A 9,969-nucleotide genomic window follows, 5' to 3' on the forward strand; every position below is an offset into this window, starting at 1 on the left:
TGATCCGGACGAAGGAGAGGTGCGAGAGTGTCAGGGCTGTCGACGAACCGCCCATATACTCGTCCTGCTCCATGGGCACCGATAGCCGAGTAACGGCTTCTCGACAACGAGCCAGCAAAGTTGGCTACGTATACGTTGTCATCAATACGATAGATGTCTAGGTCCGGGTTTGGTCTACGACTACAATGGATTACTGGCGCGTTGAGCATTAAATTACCTTGACTCATAGGGTGATGCTGGCAGTCCCGCTGCGGAGCGATGCCACCATATCAGGTGGCCATCGCGAGAGTTCGAGTGTCCATGAATCGAATCGAGTCTGTAGACTCAGTGGGACTCTTTAACTACCTATGTGGGGGACTACATGCCTGTCGTCATGCCGATCTACGGAACTCGGCCAGAGGCCATCAAAATGGCGCCCATCATTAAGGCGCTCGAGCAATCTGAAGTGCTGGACTGCGTTGTGACAGTTACTGGGCAGCATCGGGCGATGCTGGATCAGGTGAACGAACTCTTCGACATTGTTCCTGATCACGATTTAAACATCATTCAGCAGCGACAAACGCTGAATTCAATCATGACGAAAACCATTGGTGGGCTGGACAAGCTCTTTGAAGCAAATGCTCCGGATGTCGTTGTTGTCCAAGGCGACACCACTACGTCCACTGCAGGGGCTATCGCTGCCTTTTATCGTGGTATTCCAGTAGTCCACGTTGAGGCTGGGCTGAGGAGTGGAGACCTGTTTTCTCCGTTTCCCGAAGAAGCCAACCGAAAGATGACTTCCCAGATTGCCAGCCTGCATCTGGCACCCACGGCCATCAGTAAGGCGAACCTCCTCGGAGAGAACATCGCGGTGTCAGACATAGTCGTGACCGGAAATACCGTCATTGACGCACTGCTGGAAATAGTACAGAAACAGATCCCCTTCACGGATCCCAAGCTCGAGGAAATAGCGGATACAGGGCGACAGATCTTATTGGTGACGACGCACCGCCGCGAAAACCAGGGTAACGCGATGCGCGGAATGGCGCGCGCCATCGCCCGCATAGCCACAGACAATCCAGACCTCTTGGTTGTCCTTCCGATGCACAAGAATCCCGCTGTTCGCGAAGCGGTATTGCCGGCGCTTCAGGGGTTGGACAATGTACTCACCACCGAGCCCCTGGCCTATGGCGAATTCACCAGACTACTTTCCCTGTCACACATTGTGCTGACCGACTCCGGCGGTGTGCAGGAAGAAGCGCCTAGCCTGGGAAAGCCTGTACTGGTGATGCGTGAAAACACAGAGCGCCCGGAGGCCGTCACTGCAGGAACAGTGCGCCTAATAGGTACGGACGAGGGCCGTATCTACGACGAGGTCTCGAGTCTATTGACGGACGCAGCACATTTCGATTCGATGGCAAACGCCGTCAATCCATATGGTGACGGAGCTGCCGCACGACGAAGTATTGCTGCAATAGAGGCACTGCTAGGGCTCGGAAATCGTGCGGACGAGTTCACGAGCAACTGAATGTTCGAGAAAGAACAACTACCTGTCCTCCGAACCATTGTGGAGCCGTTGCTTCCACGGAGCAGGGGCGACGCAGCTCGGGACCGAGCACAGCAGTTCCTCGACTCACATATCGTCGCAACGTCAGCCTTCGGTTCTGTCCCCTATGCAAACGGCGCCATGTGGGCCACCGAGGAGAATCGCAGTCTTGGGCGATTCCTCCATGGCTTTATTTTCTTCGGTGACTGGTACGGCACCGTGTTCGAGGACCCCTCGGATAGCACTCGACAGAACGCCGTGGAGGCCGCACTCGGCATAGTTCAGCGCTGGAGCGGCTTGTATGAAGAACCCGCAGACTCATCCACGATGGCCTTTCACGATGAAACAACGGCCCAGCGGCTCATAGCTCTGATCTCCCTCGAACTCGCCCTGACGCCGTTAGCGCCGGAGGGCGTTGATACAATCATTGCTCCACTGATGCGATCGACAGCGGAGCTGTTGGCCAAGCCGAACTTCCATGCTTCGGGCAATAATCACGGCATGTTCCAGGATCTTGCTCTCGCCTATTACGCCGTCATGTCGTCGACCGACAGCCTGGGTATCCGTGAAGATTATTTCACTACGGCCATGCGCCGGCTCAAGGAATATTTCAGCGAGTGTTTTACCGCAGAAGGCGTACACGTTGAGAACACACCCACCTATCATCTAATGGTCTCCCGCCATGTGGCCTCTGTGCAGCGTATTGCAGCAGCCGCCGGTCATGAAGACGCCGCCTACTACGCCACACTGATAAGCAATGCCGAGACGTATGCCACGCACGCCATCATGCCCAACGGCGTTTATCCTCCAGTCAGCGATACGCAACAGCTGGACCTCTCACGTTCGGGCATGCAATCGATTTTCCAGAGCCCCGAGTTTGCTTTCGCGTCCACCCAAGGACGGAAGGGCACCAAGCCAAAAAAACGGATGCTCGTCCTTCCCAAGTCTGGATATGCCATGTACCGTTCAGCGTGGGGTGATTCCGCGAGCACCTTCGCTTTCTTCTCAGCAGCGTACAACGCCGACTATCACAAGCACTCTGATGATTTGAGTCTGTTTTTGCGGTCCGGCGGTGTTGACCTTCTGAGTGAAGCAGGTCCATATGGTTACAACTACCAAGACCCCTTGACGAAGTATGGGTTCTCACAATTTTCACACAACAGCCTTGTCGTAGACGGCCGGAGCCTTCCGCGGACGGACGCCAAAAAGGACAAGGTGACGCTGACCTGCACCGGAGAGCGTCCCGATGGCTTTAGCGTAGTGGGGACAAATGCGAGGTACGAGGATGTCGTTCATCAACGGGTCCTGAATATTCGTGAGGTCGAAGGCGTCTCCGAGCTCGACGTCACAGACATCATCACAAGCGAGAACGAACACAACTATCAACTCCTGTGGCATCTGGGCACGGAGGTAGAAGTAGTTACCCATGGACACGGATTCGAACTGTTCCACGAGGGCGCCAAGGTGTTGGATCTGATGGTTCGTGCGAACTGCCCACTCCGCCTGTCCTTACACGAAGGCCGCATGAAACCGCGGCCACTGGGCTGGCGATTCCCGAACTTCGGTGAAGCTGTCCCCACAACCACCATCGCCCTCAACTTCGAAGGAACCAACGCCGAACTGAAAACGACCATTCGGTTATCGGGAGGTTGCTTCAATTATGTGGATCGCGGGCTGTCGGGTGTCGATAGCGAGTGGCAGAGATTCGACGCTGAGATACCAGTCAACTATCTTTTAGAACGTGCAGCCTCCGCGAGAGGTAAAACTCGCCTAGTGGTGATTTTTTCCGCTATCAACCAACCGGGAGACTTTACCTACAACTACAAGGCGACCGTTGACGAAGTAGACGTCAATGCGCTCTACATCCTCGACGACTTTGGCGATCAAGGGTCCTACTACCACTCAGACCATGGATCAGAGGCGATATTTCGGAGCGTTCAGCGTCTCATCAGCGATGTAGCGAAGAATTTGGGAATCGAAGCAGATCACATTGCCACCGCTGGCTCATCCAAAGGCGGCACAGCAGCACTTATTCACGGCATCAGCTTGAATGTGGGCCGCATCATCGTAGGAGCGCCCCAAACACGGATCGGCTCTTTCGTCGCTGAACCGCACTCGAATATTCTCGAGTTCATGGCTGGTGGGACCTCCGCTGAAGACGTTCAGCGACTGAATTCAATAGTGCCCGAGATAGCACGGACGGTTACACCTGATAGTCAAATATTTATTCTGGTCGGTGAAAAAGACCACCACCTCCTAAACCATGTCGTGCCTCTGGTCGACGGGATGACGTCGACGCCAAATGTCACAGTCCTCCCAAACGTGACTCACGGGGACATTGGAAGACCGTTCCGATTGTATTTATCAGCGAGCCTCGAACAATGGATGGAGGGGCAGAGTGAATTTTTTCTACCCTATGCGCTCACTGAGGGCGAAGAAGTAGATAGCGTCAGACTTAGGGTGTATTTGCCAACGAACTTGCAGGCTGCCTTTAGTCTATTTAGAGGAACTGAATTAGTCGAAAAGATACACTATTCAGCCAATGAAGTGGTCGCATTCAACGAGCTTGAACCTGGTCGGTATCGAGTGAGAATCTATTGTCGTTCTAGTAGCGATCGCAAAACCTGCGCGTTTACAACACGATTAATAAACATTGCTTCCAAGGATAGCTAAGAAGCTTCGGTTGTCCTCTCACTCTCTCAGATGTATCACCCGTCAATCATTTAGCAATGAGTCGATGATTTTCTGTGTTGTCCGGCTGGCATTGAAAGACCCTACTGAAAATTTCTTTGCGGCATCCGCGGACTGACCCCATGCAGTCAGAGATTGAGTTCCACTATGTATGGCTAAGGCCATCGCCGACGTTGAACTGTAGAGCCACTCTGTTGGGTATATCTGATCCGCGCCAGGCCAAGCAATGCTGCAAGGGATCGCGCCAGAGGCCGCACCATCAGCCAAGGTCAAATGGAAAGATTCGAAGTCGCTCAGCGAGAGCACCACCCCAATTTTGCGATACCAACCCGGCATGTCCTCACCATGTGGATCAAACGTGACCGCGCCATTGAGGAAAGGATCAGCTTCAATGCGCCTAAGCTGCTCGGAGTAGAAGTCCATCTCCTCGGTGCGTTTGGCCATCCATGGATAATCTTCCGGGCGCTTTCCCTTGATGTACAGATGGAACCGGTCATCTTCTCTCCTCAATTTGCTGAGGAGGTCAAGTGCACGATCCAGCCGCTTTCTGCGTGGAATGATCCCAACCAAGCCAAGATTGAAGCGAGCGCCTGATACTTTGTCGTTATCAAGACCTTCTATGTCGACACTGTTTCCAATAACTCGCGTCTGTTGCTCTGGGATTGAGTAGTCTCGACTGGCAATACTTCGAAGGTGCTCGCCGACGAAGATGAGCTGGTCCACCGCAGCCATATTTAACCTGCTTGGAAAAGGTGTATATAGCTCTTGCAGATGAAAACGCGTCACTAAGCGCTGATGTGGCAGTTTGTTCTGCGAATACCAAACAGCATTCCCCAAAGTCCACTCGCAGAAAATGACATCTGCCTGTTCCAATAAGTTACGGCTGTGAGCTTCATCGTGCTTGTTGTGATCGGTCCACTTGTCAACGAGCACCGTGTGTCCCGTGGACTCCAATTCTGCGATCAGTGCAGTGGCGAACTTCAGGTCATGTCCAGCCACAACGACCATCTTGGGCTCCGTCGGACGCGACGAAGTTGCCAGTGACGCACCTTTCGGGGCCACAGCGTGAATACGTCGACGAAGCCGCACTGCGTGGTCGGAAGTGGATGCTCTGTCTGTCATGACCGGATAATCGCCGGTCACCGAACCAACTACCTGGACCATACTCGAGCCCGCCGCGTCCACATCAGATTCGTCGACAGTTGCCTGCCTCCACGAGACGTAGAGTCTAGACGTCAGAAGATCTTCGAAGTAGGTACGGTCAAAGACCGAAGTGCTTTCTAGGGCGGCGATCAGAGATTCGTCCGGTTTCAGCGCGTGGTCGAAGCCCTGTTCCCCGATTACCCGGACATCGAATGGGAGCCCGGCAACGTCCTCAACTTGCGCAGTTCTACAGAACACGACGCCCGGCAGCACCGACTGAGCGGACAGCTCAGACGCCAACGCTTCCGTCAATGTCTCGACGGTGACTACGTAGCTTTCAAGCTCTGGCGCTTTGACAACAAGTCCGGCGGTGCGAAGTGCATACGTCAGACGATGCCCGCCCGTGTGTGCCCTGAAAACGGTTCGCATCGCGAGCCACGCATCGTCATTTCGGACTGATTCATCGCTCATCCACAGTTCCATGAGGGCTGCGGCAGTGTCAGTGTTATCCAGCACAGGAACTGTTCCCCCAAGTACCCGTTGCGCGCCCCGTCCAGGACCACTGATGATGGCCCCACCACTGGCGGCAATCTCAACGACCCTGCGGGAAAACATGGTCTGCGATTCAGTCACGGAATTTACATTGATGTGAATGGGGTGTGCCTTGTAGGCCTGCACCATCTCTGCGTAATCGAGGCCACCGGCCACGTGTCTGGCCAGGTGCTCTGGAAAGTGGTACGGGCTATCAGGGTTTAGATGCTGGCGGTCGTAAATGGTCAATCCCAGTGGCGACGCCGCCCCCAGCAATCGATCGAGCTGACGAGAGCGGTCCGCGTACCGGTCGCCGTAGTAGCTCCCCGCATAGCTAATCGTGTGTGAGTACTCGCGCTCGCTCGCCAAAGGATTGTGGAGACGAGGCTGCGCATAAAAAGGCAGAGAAGCCACAGATTTCAGATGTTTACCCGGATGCTCAAGATAGCGAGGAATGCAGCTATCGTCAGTCGTGAAGACATGATCAAAGTACTTCGCAGTGACACGAAACCGGTTGAAGTGAACAGGATCTTCCTTATTCCAGAAGATCGTTGGAATTCCCTCACGGCGGCAGTGGGCCAGAAGAGCTTTGAGATGGGCAAAGGACGCTTCGTCGTAGAAGCCAATTTTTCCCGTCCAGAGTCCATCGCCGCCCTCCCATGCTGACTCCACCAGTAATGCGTCCAGACATGTTTCCTGCATTTGCTGCTTCCAGCGGTCAGGTGTCAACTGCAGCAGGTTGGTCTCCGGTAGAAGTCCGCTCGTGGTAAACCTGTCCGCAATAATGCCGATATTCAGCGATGCCAAAGATTGGGCCATCACCGCATCACGACCACCCAGCTGTGAGTAGACCTTCTTCAGGGTGGCCGCGGCCTTAACCCAGGTACGGTCCTTGACGGTCCAGAGGCGCGCTCTGCGCGTCATGTCGGCAGTACCGGACGTGTCGCGGAGTGTAGCTTCGATAGCATCCGCCAGTGATTTGGAACTTTCGGAATCGCATAGGCGGGCTCGCTCCCCGTCAGCCCCGGCTAGATCACGCAGTGGAGGCAGATCGGTCAGAATAACCGCTTTCCCTGACGCCATGGCCTCCAACGGCTTCAGCGGAGGAACCAATTCTGTTACCGGAAGCCGGCGTCGGGGACTGGGGACGACGTCGAAGCAGCTTAGGTAGAGCGGCACGGAAGACGACGGTACGCGACCAGTGAATGTTACGTGGTTCTCAAGCTGCAACTCGTTGGTCAACGCCCGCAGGCCATCTAGTGAGGGGCCATCACCCACAATGACGGTACGAACATCAAGACCTCTGCTCAGCACTTCGCCGGTTGCCCTGACGAGCAGGTCCAGACCCTCGTAGTCAACAACACTTCCCGCATAGCCGATGACGGGAATTCCATCCGGGATTCCCAATTTGGCGAGAGTCTTCTGGTGAGCAGGTAAGGGGGAAAATACATGCACATCTACGGAATTGGGTAGCAGTGTGATGCGCTCCGAAGCTACTCCCCTGCTGACCAGTTTGTCCGCTACCTGTAGCGTGATCGCCAGAACCTGATCGGCTTCATTGGCTACCAACGTCTCAAGTTGCAGCGCCAGGGCGAAGCGGTCTGTGTGCTCCCAACCAGGTCTGGAAGATTGTTCGGTGATTTCCCAGAACCCGCGGACCTCATACACGAACGGCAAGCCAAGTCGGCGAGCCGCAATGAGGGCCGGCAACGCTGTCACATGGTTTGAGGCAGCGTGGATAATCGAGACTCGGTTCTGCATTGCCACCTGAACGTACTGGTCCGCCGCATACTGCACATACGAATCCAGTGGTTGGCCCGTCCAACTCGGCCCTGCGGAGAAAAGATGACGTACACCATCGATTTCTTCTTCGAAAGAAGACCGGCTAGCAGTTCCCCTGTCCGTTTTGACGTCCCACGGATATCCAGGGCGCACCGCCACGACGAAATCGGCTCCCTGCTTTCTGAGTCCTTGAACGATGCCGTGCGAACGAGTGGAGTATCCGTTCGAGTTATACGGTGCCGCACTGTGCACGCAGTACATGGTGCGCCTTGGTTCGGCTACGTACCCCGGATTTGGTTGACGTTCAGGGAGAAAGATTCCCTCAGCCAGGACGCGGGCACCACCGAGGATCGTATCCATGGTCCTCCGCTGCTGTACAGCAGCTTCTGCGACCAGCTCTGCGTGTTCCTCCAGCATCGTGGCCGGCTCGCGCAGTTCTCCAAGTTGGAAGTAGCGGAAGGCCACGAGGTTATAGAGGTGCTGAAGAGTGGGTTCAGCGTCAAAAGCGCTGGTCCATTGACGTAGCTTCTCATCGCGAGCAGTCGTGGCTTCGTTCGACGGTACGCTCGCTTCCATCACCAATGCGCTCTTGGACTCAGCCTTCGTTGAGCTGGACCGTCGGGACGCCTCACGCAGCAGACGTTTACTGGCTCGCCAAGGAAGCATGACAGCTTTTCCAACCTTCAAGCTGCTGGATTTTCGCAAGGTCTCAGCCACAGTCACGAGACGAGCCTTGTCCGCCGCCAGTTTCTCGATTTGGCGCTGTTGACCGGCTACGTGTTCTTCCGCTCGGCTCAGTTGCTGACGGACTGTGCGCAACTCGTGGGATGAATGGCGTTCGTCCTCCACCAGCTCCTCGTAATCCGAGATGAGTTGGTGCACGTTATCCAGATAGTGGGCCTGCTTAGCCAGAGCCATTCCCGACGGCGACTGCGCCTCATCATAGGTCGACACGATGGTTGGTCCTCACTGCTGTCTACGGCTAAAAACGAGAAACATGCTGGAGACGTGTCTACCGAGCCACTGGTTGGAACTGTTCCACTGCCATACGCCACATCCCTCGGGTATCCACAACGTCCTTGGACGCAAGGAGTGATTGATTCAAGTTCTTGAACACATCGTGGTCTACCAGGAGCGTCACTACATCGGCGCTACGGATCGCTTCTTCTGTTGATACCAGTTCGACGTTCGGCAACCCCGCGAGCTCTTTCGGCAACTGATCAATGTGCGGTTCTGACACGAGGATTTTGGTCTCGGGAAGTTCTTTCGCCAGCTTCGCCGTGATAGCCACAGACGGCGATTCGCGTAAGTCATCGATATTCGGTTTGAAGGCAAGACCGAGAATGGCCACGGCCCCAGCGGATGTGTTCTTCAGGTGGCTCTTGACCTTTTCAATAACCCATTGGGGCTTGGCATCATTGGTCTCCCGTGCCTGGCGGATGATTTTTGCTTCGTCCGGCGCAGCCGCAACGATGAACCACGGGTCTACGGCAATGCAGTGGCCACCGACACCCGGACCGGGCTGCAGGATATTAACTCTCGGATGGAAATTGGCGAGCTCAATAAGCTCCCAAACATCGATATCCAGCTTGTCGCTGATGACCGACAGCTCGTTAGCAAACGCTATATTCACATCCCGATAGGAGTTCTCCACCAGCTTGGCCATTTCAGCGGTCGTCGCACCAGTGAGGTGAATTTGCCCCTGACAGAAGGTTTGGTACAGGGCGCTTGCCATCTGCGCAGCCGCAGGCGTGATCCCGCCGACGATGCGGTCATTCGTGACCAATTCGATCATAACTCTGCCAGGCAAGACCCGCTCCGGACAGTGCGCTACGTGGACCAAAGGCTTGCCGTCTGCCTCATCAAGGCTGAGATCCGGGCGGAGACTGATCAGGTAGTTGGCGAGGTGCTGGGTGGTCCCAGGAGGCGACGTCGACTCGAGGATCACGAGTTCGCCACCTTTCAACGTCGGCGCCAAGCCTCGGGCCGCGGCTTCAATGTAAGACAGGTCGGCGCTCTTGTCAGCGTTGAACGGGGTGGGTACGGCCAGAATGTAAGCCTCCGCGTGAGGAGTCCGGGTTGTTGCCCTGAGGCTCCCCTTGCTGACGGCACCAGCTACGTGAATGTTCAGATCTGGCTCCACAAAAGGAACCTCGCCACGGTTAATGGCCTCGACATTTGCTTCTTTGACATCAACGCCGATGACGTTGAGACCATTGGAGGCTAGAATCGCCGCCGTAGGCAATCCGATATACCCAAGGCCAATAACAGCTACGTTTTCAATGTTGTTCACAAAA

General features: G+C 55.2%; 4 protein-coding genes. 2 read left to right on the forward strand and 2 right to left on the reverse strand.

Going from position 1 to position 9,969, the window contains the following annotated elements; translation table 11 throughout:
• Positions 1 to 361: 361 nt before the first annotated feature.
• Positions 362 to 1,507: a non-hydrolyzing UDP-N-acetylglucosamine 2-epimerase gene (gene wecB, locus JOE65_RS10500; RefSeq protein WP_205164154.1), complete on the forward strand. Its 1,146-nt coding sequence runs from the start codon at positions 362 to 364 to the stop codon at positions 1,505 to 1,507.
• Positions 1,508 to 4,198: a heparinase II/III domain-containing protein gene (locus JOE65_RS10505; RefSeq protein ID WP_205163120.1), complete on the forward strand. Its 2,691-nt coding sequence runs from the start codon at positions 1,508 to 1,510 to the stop codon at positions 4,196 to 4,198.
• 42 nt (positions 4,199 to 4,240) lie between these two features.
• On the opposite strand, the gene JOE65_RS10510 is transcribed toward JOE65_RS10505, so the two are convergent.
• Positions 4,241 to 8,626 (reverse strand): glycosyltransferase, encoded by a 4,386-nt coding sequence (locus tag JOE65_RS10510; RefSeq protein WP_205163121.1) that lies wholly within the window; start codon positions 8,624 to 8,626, stop codon positions 4,241 to 4,243.
• A gap of 58 nt (positions 8,627 to 8,684) precedes the next feature.
• Entirely contained in the window at positions 8,685 to 9,965 is a 1,281-nt protein-coding gene (gene wecC / locus JOE65_RS10515) for a UDP-N-acetyl-D-mannosamine dehydrogenase (protein ID WP_205163122.1), read from the reverse strand.
• Between the last annotated feature and the right edge of the window lie 4 nt (positions 9,966 to 9,969).

The sequence above is a fragment of the Arthrobacter roseus genome (assembly GCF_016907875.1).
GTDB lineage: Bacteria > Actinomycetota > Actinomycetes > Actinomycetales > Micrococcaceae > Arthrobacter_J > Arthrobacter_J roseus.